This is a genomic window from Mesorhizobium sp. WSM1386 (assembly GCF_055901595.1).
The window spans coordinates 5,266,316-5,287,920 of sequence record NZ_CM148373.1 but is presented as its reverse complement, the minus strand read 5'-3'; the positions used below and the strand labels follow the sequence as shown (position 1 = coordinate 5,287,920).

Annotated in this window: 22 protein-coding genes; 14 read left to right on the top strand and 8 right to left on the bottom strand. The window is 62.9% G+C overall.

The genetic code is table 11. The annotated features are described in order from the left end of the window. Window positions 1-479 precede the first annotated feature (479 nt). The 11 genes from AC0NIH_RS26055 (at window position 480) to AC0NIH_RS26005 (ending at window position 11,143) form a co-directional block, all read left to right on the top strand. Complete coding sequence (locus tag AC0NIH_RS26055; protein ID WP_224689846.1) at window positions 480-1,646, top strand: porin; 1,167 nt, start codon at window positions 480-482, stop codon at window positions 1,644-1,646. 133 nt (window positions 1,647-1,779) lie between these two features. Then, window positions 1,780-2,556 carry a DNA repair protein RecO gene (recO, locus tag AC0NIH_RS26050; RefSeq protein WP_224730510.1) on the top strand — a complete coding sequence of 259 codons (777 nt, stop codon included), beginning with the start codon at window positions 1,780-1,782 and terminating at the stop codon, window positions 2,554-2,556. Then, window positions 2,553-3,071, top strand: coding sequence for a PaaI family thioesterase (locus AC0NIH_RS26045; RefSeq protein ID WP_473462483.1), 519 nt, complete (start codon window positions 2,553-2,555; stop codon window positions 3,069-3,071). Before recO ends, AC0NIH_RS26045 begins: the two co-directional genes overlap by 4 nt. Window positions 3,072-3,165: 94 nt before the next feature. Then, complete coding sequence (locus AC0NIH_RS26040) at window positions 3,166-5,910, top strand: DUF2339 domain-containing protein (RefSeq protein ID WP_473462480.1); 2,745 nt, start codon at window positions 3,166-3,168, stop codon at window positions 5,908-5,910. 47 nt (window positions 5,911-5,957) lie between these two features. Beyond that, a complete protein-coding gene (locus AC0NIH_RS26035) occupies window positions 5,958-6,200 on the top strand; it encodes a type II toxin-antitoxin system VapB family antitoxin (protein WP_473462478.1) in 243 nt (80 codons plus the stop codon). Beyond that, window positions 6,200-6,616, top strand: coding sequence for a type II toxin-antitoxin system VapC family toxin (locus AC0NIH_RS26030; protein ID WP_473462475.1), 417 nt, complete (start codon window positions 6,200-6,202; stop codon window positions 6,614-6,616). The genes AC0NIH_RS26035 and AC0NIH_RS26030 overlap by 1 nt, the downstream gene beginning before the upstream one ends. 162 nt (window positions 6,617-6,778) lie before the next feature. Next, window positions 6,779-7,297, top strand: a complete 519-nt coding sequence (locus AC0NIH_RS26025; RefSeq protein WP_013896365.1) for an RNA polymerase sigma factor — start codon at window positions 6,779-6,781, stop codon at window positions 7,295-7,297. Beyond that, window positions 7,294-8,085, top strand: a complete 792-nt coding sequence (locus tag AC0NIH_RS26020) for an anti-sigma factor family protein (protein WP_473462473.1) — start codon at window positions 7,294-7,296, stop codon at window positions 8,083-8,085. Before AC0NIH_RS26025 ends, AC0NIH_RS26020 begins: the two co-directional genes overlap by 4 nt. A gap of 206 nt (window positions 8,086-8,291) precedes the next feature. Continuing rightward, the gene (locus AC0NIH_RS26015; RefSeq protein ID WP_473462692.1) at window positions 8,292-9,389 is read left to right on the top strand and encodes a peptidase C39 family protein; all 1,098 of its coding nucleotides are present in this window, start codon (window positions 8,292-8,294) and stop codon (window positions 9,387-9,389) included. Continuing rightward, window positions 9,389-10,852 carry a RimK family protein gene (locus tag AC0NIH_RS26010; protein WP_473462471.1) on the top strand — a complete coding sequence of 488 codons (1,464 nt, stop codon included), beginning with the start codon at window positions 9,389-9,391 and terminating at the stop codon, window positions 10,850-10,852. The genes AC0NIH_RS26015 and AC0NIH_RS26010 overlap by 1 nt, the downstream gene beginning before the upstream one ends. 18 nt (window positions 10,853-10,870) lie before the next feature. Further along, window positions 10,871-11,143: a DUF3303 domain-containing protein gene (locus tag AC0NIH_RS26005; protein ID WP_473462469.1), complete on the top strand. Its 273-nt coding sequence runs from the start codon at window positions 10,871-10,873 to the stop codon at window positions 11,141-11,143. A 20-nt stretch (window positions 11,144-11,163) separates the two neighbouring features. On the opposite strand, the gene AC0NIH_RS26000 is transcribed toward AC0NIH_RS26005, so the two are convergent. Continuing rightward, window positions 11,164-12,081, bottom strand: coding sequence for a LysR substrate-binding domain-containing protein (locus AC0NIH_RS26000; protein ID WP_473462466.1), 918 nt, complete (start codon window positions 12,079-12,081; stop codon window positions 11,164-11,166). A 112-nt stretch (window positions 12,082-12,193) separates the two neighbouring features. On the opposite strand from AC0NIH_RS26000, the gene AC0NIH_RS25995 reads away from it, so the two are divergent. Continuing rightward, window positions 12,194-13,084, top strand: coding sequence for a fatty acid desaturase family protein (locus AC0NIH_RS25995; protein ID WP_473462464.1), 891 nt, complete (start codon window positions 12,194-12,196; stop codon window positions 13,082-13,084). Between the two features lie 10 nt (window positions 13,085-13,094). Here the strand turns inward: AC0NIH_RS25995 and AC0NIH_RS25990 are convergent, their stop codons facing one another. The 3 genes from AC0NIH_RS25990 to ygfZ form a co-directional block, all read right to left on the bottom strand. Continuing rightward, window positions 13,095-15,236 carry a putative bifunctional diguanylate cyclase/phosphodiesterase gene (locus tag AC0NIH_RS25990; protein ID WP_473462461.1) on the bottom strand — a complete coding sequence of 714 codons (2,142 nt, stop codon included), beginning with the start codon at window positions 15,234-15,236 and terminating at the stop codon, window positions 13,095-13,097. A gap of 65 nt (window positions 15,237-15,301) precedes the next feature. Next, the gene (locus tag AC0NIH_RS25985; protein ID WP_287275004.1) at window positions 15,302-15,937 is read right to left on the bottom strand and encodes a YfbR-like 5'-deoxynucleotidase; all 636 of its coding nucleotides are present in this window, start codon (window positions 15,935-15,937) and stop codon (window positions 15,302-15,304) included. Then, on the bottom strand, window positions 15,937-16,797 hold the full coding sequence (ygfZ, locus tag AC0NIH_RS25980; protein WP_473462459.1) for a CAF17-like 4Fe-4S cluster assembly/insertion protein YgfZ: 861 nt from the start codon (window positions 16,795-16,797) through the stop codon (window positions 15,937-15,939). The genes AC0NIH_RS25985 and ygfZ overlap by 1 nt, the downstream gene beginning before the upstream one ends. A 75-nt stretch (window positions 16,798-16,872) precedes the next feature. On the opposite strand from ygfZ, the gene AC0NIH_RS25975 reads away from it, so the two are divergent. Continuing rightward, window positions 16,873-18,204, top strand: coding sequence for a dihydroorotase (locus AC0NIH_RS25975; RefSeq protein WP_473462456.1), 1,332 nt, complete (start codon window positions 16,873-16,875; stop codon window positions 18,202-18,204). A gap of 84 nt (window positions 18,205-18,288) precedes the next feature. Here AC0NIH_RS25975 and AC0NIH_RS25970 read toward each other — a convergent pair whose 3' ends face one another. From AC0NIH_RS25970 to AC0NIH_RS25955, 4 genes are all read right to left on the bottom strand, one after another. Beyond that, the gene (locus AC0NIH_RS25970) at window positions 18,289-19,074 is read right to left on the bottom strand and encodes a hypothetical protein (protein WP_023777858.1); all 786 of its coding nucleotides are present in this window, start codon (window positions 19,072-19,074) and stop codon (window positions 18,289-18,291) included. Window positions 19,075-19,144: 70 nt separating this feature from the next. Beyond that, a complete protein-coding gene (locus tag AC0NIH_RS25965) occupies window positions 19,145-19,402 on the bottom strand; it encodes a hypothetical protein (protein WP_008874920.1) in 258 nt (85 codons plus the stop codon). Between the two features lie 408 nt (window positions 19,403-19,810). Continuing rightward, window positions 19,811-20,188 carry a TIGR02301 family protein gene (locus AC0NIH_RS25960; RefSeq protein WP_023768459.1) on the bottom strand — a complete coding sequence of 126 codons (378 nt, stop codon included), beginning with the start codon at window positions 20,186-20,188 and terminating at the stop codon, window positions 19,811-19,813. 62 nt (window positions 20,189-20,250) lie between these two features. Then, window positions 20,251-20,685, bottom strand: a complete 435-nt coding sequence (locus AC0NIH_RS25955; RefSeq protein WP_473462453.1) for an NUDIX hydrolase — start codon at window positions 20,683-20,685, stop codon at window positions 20,251-20,253. Between the two features lie 137 nt (window positions 20,686-20,822). Between AC0NIH_RS25955 and AC0NIH_RS25950 the strand changes: the two genes are divergently transcribed. Then, window positions 20,823-21,584, top strand: coding sequence for an SOS response-associated peptidase (locus AC0NIH_RS25950; RefSeq protein ID WP_473462451.1), 762 nt, complete (start codon window positions 20,823-20,825; stop codon window positions 21,582-21,584). The last annotated feature ends 21 nt before the right edge of the window (window positions 21,585-21,605 follow it).

Genomic DNA, 21,605 nt, shown 5'->3' with positions numbered 1-21,605 from the left:
GATTGGCGCCATCTCACAGTCTTGCCGGACGGCCTCCCGACCGTATCGCCGCAGATGCCAGGGCCGTCGGCGTTGCCGAAGGGACGAATGTCGCCTGGCGATGCGTGGGGCAAAAAAACAGCTGCGTATTAGTAATTTGGAACAGGCATGGCCTCACGAGTTCCGGTGTTTTGTGGCGGTACCATGCGTATACAGCTATTTAGCCAGGAAATTATCCGAATATATATTGAATATATGACGTTGTTCCGATTGTGCCATTCGCTAAAATGGCAAGTGTTATTTGTGCAACACAGGATTATTCTGTTAATGGAATCGACGTTATTTACGAAACCGTCATTGAAGGCGGACGATTGATGGGTATGTTCGCCGCGAAAAGGGGACGCGGTGCGAGCCTTTTTCGTTGTGGGGATGGGCGGGAAAACATATCCGCCAGCCACAAATCCGAAGCCATTTTTAACTTTGACTGGAGAGGTCAGAAAATGAACATCAAGAGCCTCCTTCTCGGCTCAGCCGCGGCACTGATCGCGGTATCCGGCGCGCGCGCCGCGGACGCTGTCGTCGTTGCAGAGCCGGAACCGGCCGAATACGTCAAGATCTGCGACGTCTACGGCGCCGGCTACTTCTATATCCCGGGCACCGAGACCTGCCTGCGCATCGGCGGCTATGTCCGTTACGACATTGGCGTCGGCGACGCCGGCACGTTCGATGGTGTCAACCATGTCCCTGACCATCAGAGCGCCGGCGACACGCATTCGACCTATTACAAGAACACCCGCTTCACGCTGAAGACCTGGACCGGTCAGGAGACCGAGCTCGGCACGTTGAAGACCTACACCGAGACCCGCTTCAACTACGGCAACAGCTCAGGTGATTATCTCAATCAAAAAGCCAGCAATGCCGACGACTGGCAAGGCCGCAACAAGTCTCTCTCGCTGCGTTTCGCCTGGATTCAGCTCGGCGGCCTGCGCGTCGGCAAGGACGACACGGCTTTCGATACGTTCATCGGCTATGCCGGGAACGTCATCCAAGACACGATCGTGCCCTATGGCGGGCAGGAGAGCAACGTCGTTCAGTACTACTTCGATGCAGGCAACGGGCTGACCGGGCTGGTCTCGCTCGAAGAAGGCGCCGGCAAGATCGGAACCATCGACAGCTATGTTCCGCATGTCGTCGGCGGCTTGAAGTACAAGGGCGACTGGGGTGCGATCACTGGCGTCGTCGCGTATGACAGCAACTACGAAGAAGTTGCCGGCAAGGTTCGTTTGGACGTGAACGTCAGCAAGGAATTTTCGCTGTTCGTCATGGGCGGTTACGGCACCGATGACAACCTCACCGATCCGACCAACGCCATCGATGCCAAAGGTCGCGGCTTCTACAAGCAGTGGGGCGGCAACTGGGCAATCTGGGGCGGCGGCACCTACAAATTCGACGCCAAGACCTCGTTCAACGCTCAGGTCTCTTACGACGACTGGAAGAACCTCGGCATCGCCGCTAACGTTGCCTATACCGTTGTGCCCGGCTTCACGGTCACGGCCGAAGTCGACTACCAGAATGTCGGCAATGACACCCCGGCGAACTCCATATGGGCCGGTGCCACCAAAAAGAGCAATGTCGGCGGCATTCTCCGCTTCCAGCGCAACTTCTAAAGGGTAGACTGACCTCACCACCCGCCCGCAGCACATATCGCTGCGGGCGGTTTTTTATGCGTTGTTGCGAAAGCCGGCTCCGGCGCAAGCCCATATCTTGATTTCGCCACCCGATCGGTGAAAAGCTCTAGAAATGGAATGGCGCGACGAGGGAATCATTCTCGGCACCCGCAAGCATGGCGAAACCAGCGCCATTCTCGAGGTGATGACGCGCACGCATGGCCGCCATCTCGGTCTCGTTCGCGGCGGCCGTTCGCGCAAGCAGCAGCCTGTCCTGCAGCCAGGCAATCGCGTCGATCTCTTGTGGCGGGCACGTCTTGACGAGCATCTCGGCACCTTCCAGGCCGAGCCGATCGAGATGAACGCCGCGCGGCTGATGGACAGCGCCATCGCCGTCTACGGATTGCAGACGATGGCGGCACATCTGCGTCTGCTGCCGGAGCGCGACGCCCATGGCGGCCTTTACGAGGCGCTTTCGGTGATGATCGTCCATCTCGACGACGCCGATGCCGCCGGCGAACTGGTGGCACGCTTCGAGCTTCTGATCCTCGATGAACTCGGCTTCGGCCTCGATCTCAGCCGCTGCGCCGCCACCGGCACGCAACAGGACCTCGCCTATGTCTCGCCGAAGTCGGGGCGCGCCGTGTCGCGTGAAGCAGGCTTGCCGTGGCGCGACAAGATGCTGGCGCTGCCGGCCTTTCTGCAGCGCGGTTCCGGCCTGCGCGCGGATCCCGGAGCTGTCGAGGACGCCTTCCGGCTCACCGGCTTCTTCTTCACCCGCCACGTCTATGAGCCGCGCGCCATCGAGCAGCCGGATGCCCGCGCCGGCTTTCTTGCTGCGTTGCGCAAGCATCATGCAGCGCGCAAGACCATTGCCGGAGAGAATGCCGCCAGAGAAATCATCACATGAGCGAGGTTGAACTCTATCCGGGCCGCATCTCGCCGCTCGGCCTGGGCACGATCCCACACGCCGACATCCTGGAATACACCGGCCTGGAATTGCTGCAGCGCATCGTCGATGGCAAATATCCGGCGCCGCCGATTTCCTTTCAGCTGAATTTCACCCTCACCGAAGTCTCGGAAGGGCGCGCTGTTTTTCGCGGCATGCCGAGCGAGCGCCACCTCAACCCGTTGGGCAGCGTGCATGGCGGCTGGGCGGCGACGCTTCTCGATTCGGCACTGGCTTGCGCCGTGCAGACACTGCTCGAAAAGGGCGAGGCCTATACGACCGCGGAATTCAAGGTCAATTTGACACGGCCGATCACGCCCAGGACCGGCGAGGTGGTCTGCGAAGGCAAGGTGGTCCACAAAGGCCGCACGCTTGCCGTTTCGGAAGCGACGCTGAAGGACGCTGGCGGCAAGCTGCTGGCTTTCGGCACCGAGACATGTTCCATATTTCCAGCCGCCAATCTGGCGGCACGTTGAGTTTTCCAGCCGCCCAGTTGCCGCCTAGCCGCCGTATTTGAATGTCAGTGAGACGAAACGTCAGTGAAAACTGGCCTGGTTTGGGGGAACCGCCATGTTTGAGAGCCTGATCGGCCTTGTCGCCATCATCGCCTTGTTCGTCATCATTTCGCGCCAGCAAGGCCGCATCGGCCTGATCGAGCGCGAACTTGGTGCGTTGCGCAGCCTTGTGCTTTCAGGCGCCGTGCCCGCTGCAGTCAAGCCGTCCGAACCGGCGGCCACCGATGGCAAGGAGAACGCGGCACCGGTGCCGGCGGCAGTGGCCGATATCGCCACGCCGGCGGTGAGCGAGCCGATCGCGACACCGGCCACGGAAGCGGAAGCTCCGTCCGGCGAGATCATGTCCGGGCCATGGACCGCGGGCGAGCCGAAGGCAACGGAACCCACCGAACCTGCCACAACACCGAAAGCCGCCCGCCAGTCCGATGTCGAAACGGCGCTCGGCACCCGCTGGGCGGTCTGGGTGGGCGGCATCGCGCTGGCACTGGGCGGGTTGTTCCTGATCCGCTACACCATCGAGGCCGGTATTTTCGGTCCCGGCGTGCGGCTCATCATGGCCGCGGTGCTCGGGCTGGTGGTGGTCGCGGGCGGCGAGTTCATCCGCCGCACCGGCTTCAAGATGCCCGTGCAAGGCGCAACGGGCGCTTATATTCCGGCAATCCTGACAGCGGCGGGTGCCTTCATCCTGTTCGGCACCGTCTACGCCGCCCATGGCATTTACGGTTTCATCGGGCCGGCGCTCGCCTTCACGCTGCTCGGCGCCATCGGTGTGGCGACCATCGCGGCCGCTCTCGTCCACGGCCAGGCGCTGGCGGGCATCGGCCTTGTCGGCGCCATGGCGACGCCGGTGCTGATCGCCTCGCAGGCGCCCAATCCCTGGGCGCTGTTCGGCTATCTGGCGATCGTGCTTGCCGCCACCGGCGTCATCGCCCGCATGCGCGATTGGAAGCTGCTCATGGCGGCGGCCTTTTTCGGCACCGGCATCTGGACCATCCTCTACATGACCGACGCACCGGGGGCGAACCTCTCCGCCATCCTGTTCATCAACGCGGTCACGCTCGCCGTGCTCGCTTTTGTCTGGCTCGGCCGTCGTGGCGACGAGACCGGACCGGCCAGGGTTTTCGACTGGCCGTCGATCGTACCTGGGCTGTTCGTCGCCTTCTCGGCGCTGGGCCTGTCGGTCGACCCGGTCTTCGCCGCCGCCGGCGATGCCTTGCCGGCGGCAGTGCTGCTTGCCGTGATGGTGGCCGTCGCGCTCTGTCGACCGCTGGCGCTGCCCCTGCTTTTCGCCGCCGGACTGGCGACGGTGCTGATCTATCTCGGCATCATACCGCCGACCTCGATCGCTTTCGATTTTTCGGGCGGCGCTTTGGGTGTCGATGGACTGCCGCTTGCAACCTCCAACGCGCTGACATGGCGCATCGGCATCGCGCTGGGCCTGGTCTTCATTGGCGCTGGTCTCTGGGCAGCCCGGGAGTTCGCGGCCTCCTCCTGGCCGCGGTCCGCCTGCTGGGCGGCATGGGCCGTCATTGTGCCGCTGGTCATCCTGCTGGCGCTCTGGTTCACCTTCGGCAATCTCGACCGCGACTTTGTTTACGCCGTCATCGCGGCACTGCTGGTGGTGATTTTCGCCGCCGGCGGCGAGTGGATCGCAAGGGCCGAAGCGCCGCCGCTCAAGGGCGGAATGGCCGTATCATTTGCCCTCGGCGGCGCGGCAATCGCCGGCCTCCTGATGCTGCACATGGCTTTCGGCTCGGGCTGGACCACTATATTGCTGGGTGCCGCGGCCATCATACCGGCGCTGGCGACACGCTGGCGTTCTTATCCGGCGCTCGGCTGGATTTCTGTCGGCGCCGTGATCGCGGTGCTCGGCCGCGTCGCCTTCGATCCGACAATCGTCGGCGCTGAATTCCTCTCCACCACACCGGTGTTCAACTGGCTGCTGCCGGGTTACGGGATACCAGCGCTGGCCTTCGGCTTCGCCGCCTGGCAACTCGCCCGCACCACCGATGGCCGGCCGCGCCTCGCCATGGAAGCGGCCGCGGCGCTGTTTGCGCTGTTAGCCGTTGCCATGCTGGTGCGTCACGCCATGCATGGCGGCGTCATCGACACGGGTGCCATGACGCTCGCCGAACAGGCGATCTACACGCTGATCGCGATCGGCGCCGGCGCCATCCTGGTCGCCATCGACATGCGCTCGCCAAGTTCGGTGCTGCGCTATGGTTCGATGGCCGTCGGCGTGGTCTCGGTCGCCTTCATCGTTGTCAGGCATTTCGTGGTGCTTAATCCGCTGCTCACGGACGAATCGACAGGCCGGATCCCGGTGTTCAACCTGTTGTTCCTCGCCTATCTCCTGCCGGCGGTCGCCGCCGGCGGGCTGGCGCTGTACGCCAGGGACAAGCGGCCGAAATGGTATGCGCAGATGTTGGCGCTGGTGGCGGCGCTGCTTGCCTTTGCCTATGCCACGCTGTCGGTGAGGCGCCTGTTCAAGGGCGAGTTCATCGGCTTGTGGAGCGGGCTTGGCCAATTGGAAACCTACACCTATTCGGCGCTCTGGCTGGTCATCGGCGTGGCGCTGCTCACCGCCGGCGTCTGGCTGAAGTCGCAGGTGCTGCGCATTGCCTCCGCCGGGCTGATCGCTGTCGCAGTGCTGAAGGTCTTCCTCTTCGACATGTCCGAACTGGAGGGCGTGCTCAGGGCGCTGTCCTTTATCGGGCTTGGTGCCGTGCTGATCGGCATCGGTCTGTTTTACCAGCGACTTTTGACGCGGGCGGCGAAGGAGGGAAGCGTAGCGTCTTGAAGGAATATGCAAGGTAGAATATATGAATATCCATTGGAGGATATTCCATGCCGCTCTACATCCGTGACGATGAGGTGGATGCGCTGGCAACCAAATTGCAGCGCGAGACCAATGCCTCGAGCAAAACGGAGGCGGTTCGGATCGCGTTGGTACACGAACTTGAGCGCAATCGCGCCACGGTGCCGCTTCGCGATCGGATTGCGAGGTTGCAAGCCGAGGCCAGGAAGCTTGGCCTGCCCAACCCCGATTTCGACATGAAGAAATTCACCGACGAGACGTGGGAAGACTGATGTTCGTCGACGCATCGGTGATCGTCGGAATTCTCAATTGGGAACCTGGGTGGGAGGAACTGGTCAAGCGGCTTTCCGGTTTTGCCGGCCCGCTCTACGTATCTGCGCTGGTGCGTTTCGAGGCGACGCAGGCAGTGGCGCGCGCAGCCGCGGGCTCCCACAGGCCGGATGCTGAAGCCCTTCTCGGGGCTCGCGATCTGATCGATCGTTTCATTGTGGAAATTGGCGCGGAAAATGTGGTCATCGGCGAAGACATTGGCTCCCACGCCATTGATGCAAGTGCGCGCTATGGCAAGGCTGTCGGCCATCAGGCCCAACTGAATTTCGGCGACTGTTTCACCTACGCTTGTGCCAAAAGTCTCAATGTTCCGCTGCTCTACAAGGGCAATGATTTCCCGTTTACCGATTTGGGATAATTCGGCTTTCTTGTTGATGCCGGGAATAAATCGGTCGGCGGGCTCGTTATCTCATTGCTTGGGTGACCGGGGCGGCGGACCGCTTCGCGCTGGCCGCTTGCGCCGCGCCGGGAAGGCGCGTTCAATCGAGATCAACAAAGGCGACCTCAGAAACCAGCGGTCATGGACGAAAAGAAGGCAGCAATCCTTGGCGAAATACCGCGCCTGCGCCGCTACGCACGCTCGCTTTTGCGCGACCGCGATTCTGCCGACGACCTCGTCCAGGACTGCCTCGAACGCGCACTGCTGCGGCTCGAGAACTGGCAGACGGGAGAGAGCCCCAGGAGGTGGCTGTTTACGATCATGCATCATTTGTTCATCGACCAGATGCGCAAGGTGAACCGCCGCGGCGAGGCGGCGATGCTGCCGCTGGAAGCGGGCGAGGCGGTTGCCCAGCCGGCCGAACAGTTGGAGGGCATCGCCTCGCGCGAGATCATCAATGCTTTGCAGGCGATCAGCCCCGATCGTCGCGCCGCGCTTGTCATGGTCGCGATCGAGGGCTTTTCCTATGCCGAAGCCGCCAACATCCTGGGCGTGCCCGCCGGCACGCTGATGTCACGCATCGCGCGTGGGCGTGAGGAATTGCGTGGGTTGCTGGATGATACGGCGCGCCGCCGCACGATAAGGATCGTCGAGAAATGATCCGCCGCGATTTTTCCGAACGTGACATCCACATGGCGCTGGACGGCGAGCTGCCGGCCGACGAGCGTGCCGCCTACGATGCCTGGCTCGAAGCCAATCCCGAGATGAAGGCCAGGAGCGTCCGCTTCACCGCCGACCGGGAGGCATTGCGCGCCGCCTTTGGCGGTGTGCTGGATGAGGCTGTACCCCTGCGTTTGCGCAAGGTGGTGCTCGGCGAGGCACCGCTCAGGGTCGCCGCGCCACGCTCGCGCTGGTGGCTTGCTGCTGCCGCGGCCGTGCTTCTGGCCGCGGGCGGATTTGGCGGCTACTTTGCCGGCATCGACGGCATCGGGCAGGAGGATCCGGCTGAAGACAGGCTCGCCGAACAGGCGATCGCCGCCTATGTCATCTTCGCCGCCGAGAAGCGGCATGCCGTGGAAGTGCCTGCCAGCGACAAGGATCATTTGCAGACCTGGCTGTCCAATCGGGTCGGCTTGAGGCTGGTCGCCCCGGACCTGACAGCCAACGGTTTTCAACTGATCGGCGGCCGGCTGCTGCCGGCCGGCGAAAGCAAGGCCGCGATGCTGCTCTACGAGGACGACAAGGGTGAGCGCATATCGCTCTTCGTCACCGCGGAATCGACGGAGAACGCCAAGGGCACCTATGCTGCGGCGCAGGACGGGCCGCAGGCCGTCTATTGGCTGGACAAGGGCTATGGCTGCGCCGTCGTCGGCTCGCTGCCGCGCGAGCAATTGGCGGTCGTGGCCAAAAATGCCTATGGCCAGCTTTTGGCTGGTCTCGCGAGCTGAGCGGGCTGTGATCTTCCGCAACGGGCAGGCTTCAAACGGCGATCTTGCGCAAAGCTTGCCGGCTTCGCTGCCGTCACCGAAACTGTCACAATTCGGCCCTAATCAAGGAGCGATAGCGCTTGATGAATACCGGCGCTTCGGCCGGTGTTCGCGACGCTTTTGACCGGGGCCGTTTCGGCAACGCAATCGAGGTTTCCTCAAGCCGCATGCCTGCCGAGATCCGCACGGCCCGCGCGTCCGACGTCGATGATCTCGCCGCCATCGAGAAAGCTGTGTTCTCGAGCGACCGCATCTCCCGCCGCTCCTTTCGCCAGTTCATCGAGCGTGAGACCGCCGAGGCGCTGGTCGCCGAAATCGATGGCCGCGTCGCCGGCTATTCGATCGTGCTGTTTCGCAAGGGCAGCGGGGTCGCGCGGCTCTATTCCATAGCTGTCGGCCCGTTTTTCGGGGGACTTGGTGTCGGCCGCCAGCTGCTGTCGGCGGCCGAGGAGGCAGCCTTCGAGCACGACCGCATGATGCTGCGCCTCGAAGTGCGCGAGGACAACGGCCGGGCCATCCGCATCTACGAACAGGCCGGCTATCGCAAGATCGGCCGCGAGCCGGGCTACTACTCCGACGGCGAGACGGCGCTTCGTTATGAAAAGACACTGCGCGGCGATCTCCCGGTCGCCACCAAGGTGCCGTTCTATCAGCAGACCTGCGAGTTCACCTGCGGTCCGTGCTGCCTGATGATGGCCATGGCCAATTTCGACCGGGGCTTCGTGCCGGACCCGGTGATGGAAATCCGCCTCTGGCGCGAGGCGACGACCGTCTTCATGATGTCTGGACCTGGCGGCTGCGAGCCGTTCGGCCTGGCGGTCTCGGGTTACGAAAGCGGACTCGCGGCGGAGATTTTCGTTTCCTTCTACGGCGCGCTGTTCCTGCAGTCGGTGCGCAGCGAGGACAAGCGCCGGGTGATGGAGCTGGCCCAGGTCGACTTTCGCCGCCGCGCGGAACTTTACGGTATCCCGGTGAATTACCGTCCGTTCAGCATCGACGATATCAGAACCGCGATCGCTGGGGGAAAGCTAGTGCTGGTGCTGATCAGCGGCTTCCTGATGTTCGGCAAGAAGGTGCCTCACTGGGTACTGGCCATCGGCGACGATGGCGACCATATCCTGATCCACGATCCCTGGGTCGAGGATGAAAGGCAGGAAACCATCCTTGATGCCGCCAACATTCCCGTGCCTTACGGCATCTTCATGAACATGGCGCAGTTCGGCCGCGACGGACTGCGTGCCGCCATCACTTTGGGAAAGAGATAATGACCTGGGTCATTCTTACCGGCAGGCAGAGCGATCTCGACCAGGTGGCGACACCGCACAAGATCATCACCAATCGCGAGTATCTCGCGCATCCCTCGCTGTTCCGCGGCCAGCGGCCCAAGGTCATCAACCTGTCGAACAACTACGGTTACCAGAGCCGCGGCTACTATGCCTCGCTGCTGGCGGGCTCGCGCGGCCATAAGGTCATCCCGACCGTCGAGACGATGATCGACCTGTCCGAGCGCAAACTCTACGAACATGCGCTGCCGGAATTGGAATTGGCGCTCAACAAATGCCGCAAGGACCTCGGCGGCGTCTTTCCGGCAAAGGTCTGCATCTTCTTCGGCATCGGGCCGTCGAAAGTATGGGACCGCTTCGCCAAGCTGTTGTTCGACTGGTTCAGGGCACCGGCGCTCGAGGTTCACATCAAGGACAGCGCCGAATGGGCCTCGATCCGCAAGATCGGCTTCCACCCCTTGGCACGCATGACCGAGGACGAGGAAAAAAACTTCATCCAGTGCCTGGAGACCTACACCAACCGCGAGTGGCGCGACACCAAGGGCCGCACGCCGGCGCGCTACACCTTCGCCACGCTTGTCGATCCGCATGAGGAACTGCCGCCGTCGGAAATCTCGTCGTTGCGCTACTGGGCCAAGATCGCCGAAAAGATGGGGGTCGAAATCGAGCCCATCACCAGGAAGGATCTCGCCAAGCTCGCCAACTACGATGCGCTCTTCATCCGCGAGACCACCTCGATCTCCAACCACACCTATCGTTTCGCCCGCCGCGCCCAGCAGGAGGGCATGCCGGTTATCGACGATCCGCTGTCGATGATCCGCTGCACCAACAAGGTCTATCTCAACGAGTTGATGGCCTACAACAAGGTGCCGGTGCCTCCCACGGTGATGATCGCCGGCACCTCGGATCTCGAACTCGCTGCGCAGACGCTGGGCTTTCCGCTGGTTCTGAAGATCCCGGACTCCTCTTTCTCGCGCGGCGTCAAGAAATGCGCCAACCTCGAGGAGCTGACGCGGCTCGCGACCGAGTGGCTGGAGGATTCCGATCTTCTGATCGCGCAGAAATTCATCCCGACCGAGTATGACTGGCGTGTCGGCGTGCTCGGTGGGCAGCCTCTATTTGCGGTCCATTACCTGATGGCCAAGAAGCACTGGCAGATCGTCAACCACAAGGCCAATGGCAAGCCCGACCAGGGTGGCATCAAGACCTTCACGCTGAAGGAGACGCCGCCCCATGTCGTCGAGACCGCGGTCAAGGCGGCGCGCTGCATCGGCGACGGCCTCTATGGCGTCGACCTCAAGGAGACCAAGGATGGTGTCTTCGTCATCGAGGTCAACGACAATCCCAACCTCGACCATGGCTGGGAGGATTCCGGCGAGAAGGATGAAGTCTGGGTGCGGTTGACGCAGTGGTTCCTGGAGCGGCTGGACAGGCCGGGACGGTAATTCAACCGAGGAGAAACCATGCAGTTCATCGTGATCGAGGATTTCACCGGCAGCGACCGCAAGGAGATCTACCGCCGTTTTCGCGATCGGGGCCGCCTGAAGCCGGATGAGCTTGTCGTGCACCACAGCTGGATCGCGGCGGATATGAGCCGCTGCTTCCTGCTGGTCGAAGCCGATGACGTCACACTGCTGCAGCGTTGGGTCGTCGAATGGGCGGATCTGGTCGAGTTCGAGATCGTTCCCGTGGCAACCAGCAAGGATATGACGCAAGCATTGAGCGGGCACCTCTGATCGTCTCGCCGCCTGCTGTGTCAACGGAATGCCGGCGAACCCACTGCGCGCTGGCATTCACGGATCAGCCAATCGCGGAACGCCGCCACGACGTCGCGCCGGCCGCTTCTTTCCGGGATCGTCAGGCAATAGGGCTGGCGCAGCGCGATCGCCCTGGCGGCGGGCCGGACCAGCCTGCCGTCCTCCAGAGCCTCGGCACAATAGACCCCTTGCGCCAGCGCCACGCCCAATCCCGAAATGGCAAGGTCGAGCGCCGCGCGTGACGAGTTGGCCGAGAGGCCGCGCTGCGCTGCCCGGTCGGGCTGGATGCCGGCCGCGTCGAACCAGTTGCCCCAGGACGGAAAAGACGCGCCGGTCGGCCCCCAGTCCGTGTGGATTAGCGGCAGCCCGGCGAGCGGTCCGCCATCTGCCTTGACCATGCTGGCAAGCTTTGGCGCGCAAACGGGATAAACCGCGTCCCGGACGATGTCCTCTGTCGGGTGCTCGCGATAATGCGGGCCGTAAGACAGCCTGATATCGATCGGCTCGCGATCGAACGGCACCGGATCGTCATCGCCCCGGAGCGAAACATCGGTGGCGCCATGGCTTGCGACGAAGCCGGCCAGGCGCTGCGAAAGCCAACCCATGGCCATGGATGGCGGGACCGACACCACCAGGCGCGGGCGGAAGACGTCGCCGCCCAGTTCGCGCGCGACGCTGCCGATTTCCTGGAAGGCCATGGTTAGCCGTGGCAGCATTTCCACGCCCGCCTCGGCGAGGACGACGCGGCGGTTGACGCGATGGAACAGCTTGCGGTCCATCTGTTCTTCGACCGAGCGGACGAGCTGGCTGACCGCGGCAGGCGAAACCGAAAGCTCTTCCGCCGCCGCGGCAAAGCTGCCTGTGCGCGCCGCGGCCTCGAAAGCCTGCAGTCCTTTCAGCGATGGAGATGTAACCATGATCACCGGATAGATAAGTTCACCTTATCTAAATCGCAGAAATCGTCGTTTTTGGAAAGTTTTTTCATCGGCTACAATGGATGTCATCAAATCCCAGCCAGGATCGAAGCCGATGGACCATCGCGACATCATCGCGTCATTGACCCCGGAAGAGCGCAATCGTCTGACCGCCAAGTCCGATGCCGTGGGTCTCGTTCAGCTTGGTGCCCATTGGGGCGCGATCGCGGTCATTGGAGCGCTGATTGCGGCCAAGGTGCCATTCTGGCCGCTGCTGATGCTGCCGCAAGGCATCCTGATCGTGTTCCTGTTCACGCTCCTTCATGAGACGGTTCATCGCACGGCGTTTGAGACCCAAAGGCTGAACGATGCGGTGGCGCGGGTGTGCAGCTTGGCGATCGCGCTGCCGGCCGACTGGTTCCGCTACTTCCATTTCGCCCATCACCGCTTCACACAGGATCCGGACAACGACCCGGAACTGGCGTCCCCGAAACCGGAGACGCTGCGGCAGTACCTCGTGCATGTTTCCGGCATTCCGGTGTGGTGGGGCCATTTCAAGACGCTCTACGCCAATGCCATTGGACGCGGCCAGGACAGCTATGTGCCGCCGAAAGGCCGCCCCAAGGTACGGGCCGAGGCGCGCGCCATGATTGCCATCTATGCCGTGGTCATTCTGCTCGCCGTCTATTTCCGGCTCTCCGTGCTTCTCTATGTCTGGATCGTTCCCGTTTTGCTCGGACAGCCATTCCTGCGCCTCTACTTGCTGGCCGAGCACGGCCGCTGTCCCTTCGTCGCCAACATGCTGGAGAACACCAGGACGACACTGACCAACTGGGTGGTGCGCAAGCTCGCCTGGAACATGCCCTTTCATGCCGAGCATCATGCCTATCCCGGCGTGCCGTTTCATCAGCTGCCGCGGTTTCACGCGCTGATCGAACGGCATCTCAAGGTGGTCGAGCCGGGCTATGTCAGCTTCCATGAGAAATACATCGAGACACTGCGTTGAGCAGCCTGTCTCAGCCGGTCTGGCTGCGCGGCGCACGCGATTTCAACAGGCGCTGGATGTCCGCCGCCTTTGACGGCACGCCGATCAGATAACCCTGCGCCTCCGTGCAGCCATTGTCGCGCAGCATGTCGAGTTGCACCTCCGTCTCGACGCCCTCGGCCGTGACGACGATGCCAAGCTCCGTACCGAGCCCGATAATGGTGCGAACGATCGCCGCCGTGTCGCGATTGCCGATGTCGCGGATGAACGAACGGTCGATCTTGATCTTGTCGACCGGGAACCGCCTGAGGTAGCCGAGCGAGGAATAGCCGGTGCCGAAATCATCCAGCGCGATGCGAATGCCGAGGTCACGCAATTGCCGCAGCGCCTTCAAGACGGCTTTGCTCTCGTCCATCAGCACGGTTTCAGTGATTTCCAGTTCCAGCTGCCCGGCCGGCACCCCAGAAAAAGCCAGTGCCGAGATGACGCTGCGGGCAAATCCGTCGCTTCTGAGCTGCACGGCCGAGACATTGACCGCTATACGCAGGCCTGGTGGCCAGCCGGCCGCCGCCGCGCAGGCTTTCCTCAGCGCCCACTCGCCGAGCGGCACGATCAGTCCGATGTCTTCGGCGACCGGAATGAATTGGTCCGGCGCGACAGTCCCCCGCATCGGGGAATGCCAGCGCATCAAGGCCTCGGCGCCGGTGATCTCGCCGGAGGCGATGTTCATGATGGGCTGGAAATCGAGATCGAATTCCTGACGCGGCAACGCTGTCTCGAGGTCGACTTCAAGCGCCCGGCGGGTCTGCACCATGGCGTCCATCTTGGGTTCGAAGAAGCGATAGAGGTTTCGTCCTTCGCTCTTCGCCCGATAGAGTGCCGTATCGGCGTTTTTCAACAGCGCATCGGCGTCCCTGCCGTCGTCGGGGAAAACGGCGATGCCCAGGCTGATGCCGACATGCATGTCCCGGCTCTTGTCGCGAAACGGCTTTGCGACCGCTTCGATGATGCGCTTCGCCAGTTTCTCGGCATCGGCGATGCCCTTGAAATTGAACTGCATGACAACGAACTCGTCGCCGCCGAAGCGGGCGACAATGTCTGTCTCATTGCGCAGGCAACGCTGCAGCCTCTCGGCGACGCATTTCAACAGCCAATCGCCGGCCGGGTGCCCCCAGCTGTCGTTGATCGCCTTGAAGCGGTCGAGATCGAGCGAGAAGATCGCCAACCGTGCGGCCGCCGCGTCTTCCAGGGCGAGGTCGAGCCGTTCGCGAAACATCGAGCGGTTGGGCAGCCCGGTCAGCATGTCGTGATGCGCAAGATGGGTCATGCGCTCTTCGGCGCGGCGGCGCTCGGTGACGTCGTCGAAAGTCGCCACCCAGCCGCCGCCGCTCATGGGCCGGCGTGTGACCAGGATTGTCCTGCCGTCGGCAAGATGCCGATAGGCCGAATGGATTTTTCCCGCCCGCCGGCAGGCTTCGGTCTTGGCAACTTCGCTGTCGACGTCGATCTGCGTATAGATGCCGAGTTCAAGCAACCGTTCGAGCGCGTCGCGATGCGTCGTCCCAAGCGGGAAATCCGCCGCCTTGACCTTGTAAAGCTCCAGAAAACGCTCGTTGCGCACGATCATCTTGCCGTCGGCGTCGTACATCAGCAGGCCTTGCGACATGTTGGCGAGCGCGGCGTCGAAGCGGCGATGCTGCTCCTTCAGATCCTGCTCGGCGCGCCGCTGTTCGGTGATGTCCTCATAGATCGAGACCCAGCCGCCCAAGGCCAGCGGGCGGTGCGAGATGCGGATGATGCGGCCGTCCGCCAGCGCCTCCTCGTAGGTCGAGGGTTTCGCCTGGTCGATATAGGGCTTGCGGATGGCGTAGAGTTCATTGGCGCTTTGCGACGCGATGCCGATGTCGACGCTGTGCCGCAGGATGTCGATGAAACGGATGCCGGGCCGCACCACCTTGGCGTCGAGGCAGAAGATGTCGATGTAGTTGCCGTTGCAGATGATCATGCGCTCGTCGGCGTCGAACATGCAAAGGCCGTGCGACATGTTCTCGACAGCAGCCGAAAAGCGTTCGTTCTGTTCGCGCAGTTCGTCTTCCATGCGGCGTGAGCGTTCCATGCCTTCGGCCGCCCGTTCCGGGACGATCGAACCATCCTTGACGTCCACGACGGGCATGGGGCGCGCCTGCGGTGCGTGATCGAACATCACACTGTTGACGCTTCCGGTTAATTTAGCGTTTTCTACCCTATCGCGGATGCCGGGGCCTGATGCCGCGATTTTTCGATCGCCGAAAACCGCTTCAGGAAGGCATTCTGTGCCCAGGTCACCGAACGCGGTGCGAAATCGAAACGTTCGGCGGAAAAACCGCGCGGGCGGCCGAAGAACTCCGTTGCCTCGGCGGTCGAAAAGCCGGCGAGCAGCGTTGCCTCGAAATAGGCGGCGATCTGGTCGGCGCGCTTGATTTCCTTGCGCAACGCCGCCGCCAGGTCGGGAGGCAGCGAGAAGCGCAGATGGATGGCGCGCTGCAAGCGCAATTCGCAGTCCTTGTAGCTGCCGCCCATCACCGACTTGAACGGCGAGATCATGTCGCCGATGACATATTCGGGTGCATCGTGCAGCAGCGCCGCCAGCCGGTCGTCGGCCGAAGCCGTGGGCATCAGTTCGTTGAACAGCGCCTCCACCAGCAGCGAATGCTGGGCGACCGAAAAGGCATGCTCGCCGCTGGTCTGGCCGTTCCATCGGGCAACGCGGGCGAGCCCATGGGCAATGTCCGAAACCTCGATGTCGAGCGGCGATGGGTCGAGCAGGTCAAGCCGGCGGCCGGACAGCATGCGCTGCCAGGCGCGTGGCGGCGCGCCGGTGCGGTCCGCCGCCATCAGGCTTCCTCCGCGCTGACGGTTTCCTGCGGGAAACTGAATTTGGCCCAGGCGGGAATGGTGAGCGTCACCGGCACGTCGCCCGCCAGGATCGGCCGGCCGGCGTCCAGCGCCGCCTTGACCCTGTCGATGCGCGCGATGGCAAGCCCGGTCGTGCCAGCACTCGAGCCGAGCGCGCCGACCGGCCGTCCCTCGACGGTCAGCTCGGTGCCCGCGGCGGGCAGGGGAAGCTCGGACTGGACAATCAACACACGCCGCCTGGCCGTGCCGCGATGCTGCATGCGCGAGACGACTTCCTGGCCGACATAGCAGCCCTTCCTGAAGCCGACGCCGCCTGTCTCGTCGAGCAGCACGTCGTGCGGGAAAGCATCGCCGAGCGCATAGTCGGCCCCGCTTTCGGCAATGCCGTGAGCGATGCGGAAGGCCTGCCATGCGGCGCCATCGTCGGCTTGCGCAGCGCCGGCATAGGAGCGCGTGACGCTCTCGTCATCAAAGCGCCTGTCGGCAACCGCCGTTGAATCACTTTGTGAGGCGATTGACTCGTTTCCCCATGCAACAGAGACAAGTCCCTGTTCCGACTTGGCAATCTCGACCTTGGCGCGAAGCTTGTAGAGCATCAGCCGGCGAACGAAATCATCCGAGATATCGGCACGGCATTCGAGCCGGAAGGCGTTTTCACCAGCACGCGAGATCAGGAAGTCGAACAGGATCTTGCCTTGCGGCGTCAACAGCGCGCCCGGTCTTGCCTCGCTTTCACCCAGCGCATCGAGGTCGGTGGTGAGGATGTTCTGCAGGAAGTGCTCGGCATCCGGACCCGAGACGGAAATCAGCGCGCGGTCTTTCAGAAGGGTAAAGGGCATAGGGCGAATAAAAGCCTGATCTTGCAAAACGGTTGGCCATTACGTAAGCCGCTGGCACTCCCCCCGCAAGAGAGCATGACCATGACCTACGACCTCATCCTGACAGGCGGCACCGTGGTCAACCATGATGGCGAGGGACTTCGCGACGTCGGCGTGAAGGGCGGGCGGATCGCCGCGATAGGCGATCTCGGTCAAGCCTCGGCCGGCGAGACGATCGACTGCCGCGGCTTGCATATCCTGCCGGGCGTCGTCGACAGCCAGGTGCATTTTCGCGAGCCTGGACTGGAGCACAAGGAGGATCTGGAAACCGGCTCGCGCGCAGCGGTGCTCGGCGGCGTCACAGCCGTGTTCGAAATGCCCAACACCAATCCGTTGACCACCAGCGAGGCAACGCTTGCCGACAAGGTTCGGCGCGGCAGTGGCCGCATGCATTGCGATTTTGCGTTCTGGGTCGGCGGTACACGCGAGAACGCCAAGGATGTTGGCGAACTTGAGCGGTTGCCCGGTGCGGCGGGCATAAAGGTCTTCATGGGATCGTCAACCGGCGATCTGCTGGTCGAGGATGATGAAGGCGTCGCCTCGATCCTGCGGAATACCCGCCGCCGTGCGGCCTTTCATTCGGAGGATGAGTTCCGGCTGCGCGAGCGCCTCAGCGAACGCATCGAAGGCGACCCGTCATCGCATCCGGTCTGGCGTGACGAGATCGCCGCCTTGCGCTGTACCGAACGGCTGGTGCGCGTTGCGCGCAGCGTTCGCGCCCGCATCCATGTCCTGCACATTTCGACCGCCGAGGAGATCCTGTTCCTCGAACAGCACAAGGATGTCGCGACCTGCGAGGCGACGCCGCACCATCTGACGCTGAACGCCGACGACTATGCGCGGCTCGGCACGCTGATCCAGATGAACCCGCCGGTGCGTGCCGCTCGCCACCGCGACGGCATCTGGCACGGCATCGTGCAAGGCATCGTCGACGTGCTCGGCTCCGACCACGCGCCCCACACACTGGCCGAGAAAGCAAAAACCTATCCAGCTTCGCCCTCGGGCATGACTGGCGTACAGACGCTGGTGCCGGTCATGCTCGACCACGTCAATGCCGGCCGGCTGACCCTGCAGCGTTTCGTCGACCTGTCCAGCCACGGCCCGCAACGCATCTTCGGCATGGCTGGAAAAGGCCGCATCGCCGCCGGCTATGACGCCGACTTCACCATCGTCGACATGAAGCGGCGAGAAACCATCACCAACGCGCAGGCCGGCTCGAAGGCGGGCTGGACACCCTATGACGGCAAGCAGGTCACCGGCTGGCCGGTCGGCACCGTCATTCGTGGACGCCGCATCATGTGGGAAGGCGAAATCGTCACGCCAAGCCAGGGCAGGCCGGTCGAGTTTTCCGAGGCGCTGCCGGCATAGGCTTGGACCGAAGGCCCGCTTAGTGGCGGCGTCATACCTGCCCAGCTGTTCCATGGCGACCGTTCCCTGGGGAGGTAAGCCCGCTCAATCTCCGGCGACGAAGAAGGTCCACTGCCCGGCGGGCGTGATGCCGACGCGGTAAAAGATGTAGGCGCCGAACTGCTTCATGTCGTCGAAATCGCCGGCGGTGACGATCTTGAACAGCTCGACCCGCTGCTTGGCGTCGAGCTTGTCGAGCGGCAGCGCGAAGAAATATGGCCAGACATAGAGTTCCTGCGGCGTCCCGGCGTCGACATGGACATAGCCGGCACTGAGCACTTCTTCCAGAATGGCCAGGATTTCCTGGCCGTCCGGGTCGCCGGAGAGCCCCTTGAGGAAGGCGATGGCGTCGCCGTCGATGTCGGCCAGCGACAGTTGGGTCATGCTGTCGCCCGTGCCGATCAACGGCCTGAGCCTTTCGATGTCGCCGGTCCTGCAAGCCTCGATAATCAGGTCGTGCATGCGCCGCACGGGCTCGGGCAGCTTGGCGAGGTCATAGACCACCTCCGGCAGGGGCGCTTCGGGGTCGACGCGCGGCCTATTGCTGCTGCCATCCGATGGGCGGTCCGGTTCCGCCGCGTCCGGAGCAGCCGGCTGGCTGGTCGAAGGCGTCCCCACGGGATCCGGCATCGGGACTGTACTTCCGGGCGCCGAACTGTCGCTATCCGTCGGCGGCGTCACAGGGGAGGGAAGCTCTTCGCGCTGGATCTGGCTCAACGCATGGGCAGGGCTGCTGTCCAAGCAAGCCACCAGGGTAAACGCGGCACAGCAAGCAGCGAGACGGATGTAAAGGACCAAGCCCTTCGGCTTGCCTGACATCGAAAAATTCACTGCCCGTATCTCCCTGCTTCCGGGCATGATGCCCGAACGGCACTTGATGGTCAAAGAACCTGATATCGGTTCAGTGCCGCAGCCGCTCGGGTTCGAAGGCGCCAGCAATCACCTTCTCGCGCATGCGGTCGAGCAGGGCAAGGGCCGATGTCTCGCCGTTGGCGCGCAACATTTCACCGAATGCGGTCTCAAGCGCCGCCTCGGCAATGATCTCGGGCTCGATGCCGGCCGAAAGGCCTTCCGCCCAAGCTTCGCTGTGGCTCTCCACCGCGGTCAGGCGCTTTTCTTCCCTGACCAGCGCGTCGATGTCGTTGACACCATGTTCCATAGCGATGTCCACCCTTTCAAGCGGCGATCCATCCGTGTGAATCAGGCTTGATCTGTTTCGTTTACACGCAGCCCTAAGTAAGTATTTGTAAATACGACATTTTTTTGATCGTGCTTTACAAAGGGGCGGCTGCGCCTGGCGAAGCTGCATTCAACTCGGATCAAACTTAGCCGATTAGGCCGGCCTGCGGGGCGAAAACCTTCAGTTTGAGTTAATTCCACATTTGTGCGCTAACGTTTGATTAACGCTGTTGCAGAAGTGCAACATCAGGATTGCACCAAGACACTGGCTGGCACAAGCCGGATATGTGCGCTGCCACTCTCAACTGCCCGGATATCTGTTGACGGACGCCTGGAGAGCTTCGCCGTTATCCCGGGAGGACCGCGTCACACTTTTCCTGGAATTGCCCTAGTTGCCGTAGCGCGAGGCAATGTCGCGCGTCAGCGTCTCGCCTTCCTTCATGTAACGGCTGATGGCTTCGGTGGCTGAGGCGGTGCATTGCGTATAGGTGCCGCCGAAAGAGCGGTAGCCGCGGTTGAAGCTGGCGATGAAGCGGGCGCGCCGCTCGGCATCCGGATTTTCCGAATCGAGCAGTTTTTCCATCTCGACGCGCCATTGGTCGCCCTTCTCGCCACACAGATTGCGCAGGAAATGCAGCGATCCCAAAACCTCGGCCAGCCGCATCAAGCCAGGCTCGAACGGCGCCTCCGCGCTCGATGCCGGCCGCACCGCTAGGCCCGTGCTGGCGGCAAGGCACAAAACGACGAGAAGGGAGGTGCGGCTCATATGTCTATCTGGCCAAACAATTTGTCGCCTGCAAGGCGTTTCCAGCGGGACGGTTGCGGATTTCAGCGGCTTGCAGGGGAACCGTCGGGTCGACCCAGCAGATCCTGTGCCACCGCGAACACCGAACCGGCGAGCGGCAACGCCGCCATCTCACTGAGCGTATAGAACGCGGCTGTCTCGGCGTCGTCGCTGGCCACTGCCTCGCCGCCGGCATAGGCAGCGCCGAAGACCGTGAGGCGGTAGTCGACCGGATGGCTCTCATCCCTGCCGTCGATATGGATTTCCCGAAGCGGGCGAAAACCGGCGGCGTGCAAACCGGTTTCTTCCTGCAACTCGCGCTTCGCGGCATCCTCCAGTGTCTCGCCGGCTTCGACCTTGCCGCCCGGAAAGGCGTAGAGCCCCTGCGAAGGCGGCCTTGCGCGCTTGACCAAGAGCACGGTGTCACCACGCACCACCGCGACCGAGACTGCCGGCAGTATCTTTCGTTGTTCGTTCATGGCTCCCAACCGTTCGATCGTCGCAGCCCGCTGTGGACGGCCAGTGCCGGACAGCTTTAGCGGTTGCAGTGCGGCTGTTCCATCGCCACTTTCTTGCGGAACCATTCGGCGGAATTATTCGAGAGCCACGATCGATCATGTGCGGACGCTTTGCCTTGACCGCCACGCCGGGCCAGACCGCCGCCTTTCTGGGCTTGGCTGAGCTGGAGGAATTTCCGGCGCGCTACAACATCGCGCCGACGCAGCCAGTGCTGATGGCGCTCTCCGGGATGCCGCGGGCGCCAGGCTCCAACCTGCCGGACCGCCAGTCGATGCTGGTGCGCTGGGGCCTCATTCCCACCTGGGTCAAGGACACCAGGGAGTTCCCGCTGCTGTTCAACGCCCGCTCGGAAGGCGCGATCGAGAAGGCCTCGTTCAAGGCGGCCATGCGCCATCGCCGCGCTCTGGTGCCGGCATCCGGCTTCTACGAGTGGCGGCAAACCGGCGGCAAGAAGGGGCAACCCTACTGGATACGGCCCCGGCATGGCGGGTTGGTGGCCTTTGCCGGCCTGATCGAAACCTATGCCGAGCCGGGCGGTTCGGAAATGGATACCGGCGCGATCCTGACCGTCAACGCCAATGCCGACATCGCCCATATCCACGACCGGATGCCGGTGGTCGTCGATCCCGGGGATTTCGCCCGCTGGCTGGATTGCCGCACGCTCGAGCCGCGTGATGTCGCCGACCTGCTGCGGCCGGCGCAGGTTGATTTCTTCGAAGCGATTCCCGTGTCCGACCTCGTCAACAAGGTCGCCAATACCGGACCGGAAATTCAGGAGAGGGGCGAGATCGGACTGGAGCCCGAGAAGGTCAGGCGCCAGAAGCCTGGCGCGGACGACGGTCAGATGACGCTGTTCTAGCCAAGCCCGTCGAGGCTTAAT

Bases quoted from the DNA above. Each gene is read 5' to 3' on its own strand.
- AC0NIH_RS26055 (WP_224689846.1), top strand. From the start codon at position 480: ATGAACATCAAGAGCCTCCTTCTCGGCTCAGCCGCGGCACTGATCGCG.
- recO (WP_224730510.1), top strand. From the start codon at position 1,780: ATGGAATGGCGCGACGAGGGAATCATTCTCGGCACCCGCAAGCATGGC.
- AC0NIH_RS26045 (WP_473462483.1), top strand. From the start codon at position 2,553: ATGAGCGAGGTTGAACTCTATCCGGGCCGCATCTCGCCGCTCGGCCTG.
- AC0NIH_RS26040 (WP_473462480.1), top strand. From the start codon at position 3,166: ATGTTTGAGAGCCTGATCGGCCTTGTCGCCATCATCGCCTTGTTCGTC.
- AC0NIH_RS26035 (WP_473462478.1), top strand. From the start codon at position 5,958: ATGCCGCTCTACATCCGTGACGATGAGGTGGATGCGCTGGCAACCAAA.
- AC0NIH_RS26030 (WP_473462475.1), top strand. From the start codon at position 6,200: ATGTTCGTCGACGCATCGGTGATCGTCGGAATTCTCAATTGGGAACCT.
- AC0NIH_RS26025 (WP_013896365.1), top strand. From the start codon at position 6,779: ATGGACGAAAAGAAGGCAGCAATCCTTGGCGAAATACCGCGCCTGCGC.
- AC0NIH_RS26020 (WP_473462473.1), top strand. From the start codon at position 7,294: ATGATCCGCCGCGATTTTTCCGAACGTGACATCCACATGGCGCTGGAC.
- AC0NIH_RS26015 (WP_473462692.1), top strand. From the start codon at position 8,292: ATGCCTGCCGAGATCCGCACGGCCCGCGCGTCCGACGTCGATGATCTC.
- AC0NIH_RS26010 (WP_473462471.1), top strand. From the start codon at position 9,389: ATGACCTGGGTCATTCTTACCGGCAGGCAGAGCGATCTCGACCAGGTG.
- AC0NIH_RS26005 (WP_473462469.1), top strand. From the start codon at position 10,871: ATGCAGTTCATCGTGATCGAGGATTTCACCGGCAGCGACCGCAAGGAG.
- AC0NIH_RS26000 (WP_473462466.1), bottom strand. From the start codon at position 12,081: ATGGTTACATCTCCATCGCTGAAAGGACTGCAGGCTTTCGAGGCCGCG.
- AC0NIH_RS25995 (WP_473462464.1), top strand. From the start codon at position 12,194: ATGGACCATCGCGACATCATCGCGTCATTGACCCCGGAAGAGCGCAAT.
- AC0NIH_RS25990 (WP_473462461.1), bottom strand. From the start codon at position 15,236: ATGCCCGTCGTGGACGTCAAGGATGGTTCGATCGTCCCGGAACGGGCG.
- AC0NIH_RS25985 (WP_287275004.1), bottom strand. From the start codon at position 15,937: ATGGCGGCGGACCGCACCGGCGCGCCGCCACGCGCCTGGCAGCGCATG.
- ygfZ (WP_473462459.1), bottom strand. From the start codon at position 16,797: ATGCCCTTTACCCTTCTGAAAGACCGCGCGCTGATTTCCGTCTCGGGT.
- AC0NIH_RS25975 (WP_473462456.1), top strand. From the start codon at position 16,873: ATGACCATGACCTACGACCTCATCCTGACAGGCGGCACCGTGGTCAAC.
- AC0NIH_RS25965 (WP_008874920.1), bottom strand. From the start codon at position 19,402: ATGGAACATGGTGTCAACGACATCGACGCGCTGGTCAGGGAAGAAAAG.
- AC0NIH_RS25960 (WP_023768459.1), bottom strand. From the start codon at position 20,188: ATGAGCCGCACCTCCCTTCTCGTCGTTTTGTGCCTTGCCGCCAGCACG.
- AC0NIH_RS25955 (WP_473462453.1), bottom strand. From the start codon at position 20,685: ATGAACGAACAACGAAAGATACTGCCGGCAGTCTCGGTCGCGGTGGTG.
- AC0NIH_RS25950 (WP_473462451.1), top strand. From the start codon at position 20,823: ATGTGCGGACGCTTTGCCTTGACCGCCACGCCGGGCCAGACCGCCGCC.